Origin of the sequence: Pacificibacter marinus, from assembly GCF_900109555.1 — a bacterium.
Classification (GTDB): domain Bacteria; phylum Pseudomonadota; class Alphaproteobacteria; order Rhodobacterales; family Rhodobacteraceae; genus Celeribacter; species Celeribacter marinus_C.
In genome coordinates this window covers 1-1,077 of record NZ_FNZV01000011.1, presented here as the reverse complement: position 1 = coordinate 1,077, position 1,077 = coordinate 1, and the positions used below count along the sequence as shown (strand labels likewise).

Annotated in this window: 1 protein-coding gene and 1 pseudogene; both read right to left on the bottom strand. The window is 56.8% G+C overall.

Annotation, left to right across the window (positions count from 1 at the left end; all coding sequences use genetic code 11):
• Positions 1–311, bottom strand: a pseudogene (locus BM025_RS13495) (hypothetical protein); the annotation flags it as partial.
• Between the two features lie 220 nt (positions 312–531).
• Positions 532–1,077: hypothetical protein (locus tag BM025_RS13490; protein ID WP_244515743.1), on the bottom strand; the 546-nt coding region annotated here is incomplete at its 5' end.

Here is a 1,077-nt window from a genome sequence, read left to right as displayed (position 1 = left end):
GCAAACACCGCGCGGATCAAAGGCGAGTTGCTTTCATCCGGGCGCTGGATCACCGCCGCCCATTCCAGCATCTTGTTTGCGATCGGGAAGCGGTCTTTGTCTTTGCCGCTGGGGCTGGCCGCCGCCTGCTCTTCCAGCGCCGCCAAGTTCACATCGCTCATGTAGGCCAGCCGTGCGCACAGGTCTTGCACCATGTCCTCGAACTGATCTTTCGTCAGGCTCGCGGGTTTGGTCAGCCCGCGTCGCAGCAGCGGCGTCACCAGTTGTTCTCTCACGCGTTTTTCGCCTGCGGCTTGTTCTGCACTGTTCATGTCTTCACCTGCCTTGTCTTAGCAATTCTGACTTATCCACAGCCTGTGCGCCTCAAATGGAGCGCAACTGCCAATGTCTTTTTCTTTATCTTTGTCTCTATCCCTATCGTGCAGGACACTTCGGAAGTGTCCAAAGACTGTCCGAAGACTGTCCGAAGACTGTCTTGAACTGTCCACTGGACACTTTCAGGACACTTCTGGGACAGTTTGAATTTGTGACTTAAAGTCGTCGCATCCCGAGATCGAGCATGTGATCCGACCAAGACCGCAAAGCGTCCTCGATGACGCTGGAGGTGCGATAAGCCACGCCCTGCTTGACCAAATACTCATCGATCCAACGCACAGCCGCATCATTCTCAACGAGCTTGGCGTCATAGCCTGCCAGCGTTGATCGCAACCGCTGCAAGCGTTTGGCTGCATTGGCCGCTTCATTCTTGGCGCGATTGTCTTCGCGCCGCGACATGGCCTCCGTCAGCGTGCGCAAGACCTGACTGTGCATCAGGCGGATTTCGCCATCATCGCATTCGCACTGCACCCAATTGTGCAGCGGACCAAACGGCAGTTTGCACAAGGCCTCAAAGTGGCCGCGCTCCACCATCAGGATCTTGGCCAGAATGGCTGGGTCTGTCGGCAAGGTGCCAACCGGCGCTTGATCGTAAGAGATCCAAATCAAATCGAGATAGAGCGCGCGGCACTCGGGCGTGCCTTGCAATCGCATCCCAGAATTGAGCCAGCGCCGGCGTTCCCACGCCACAAAGAAGTGGCT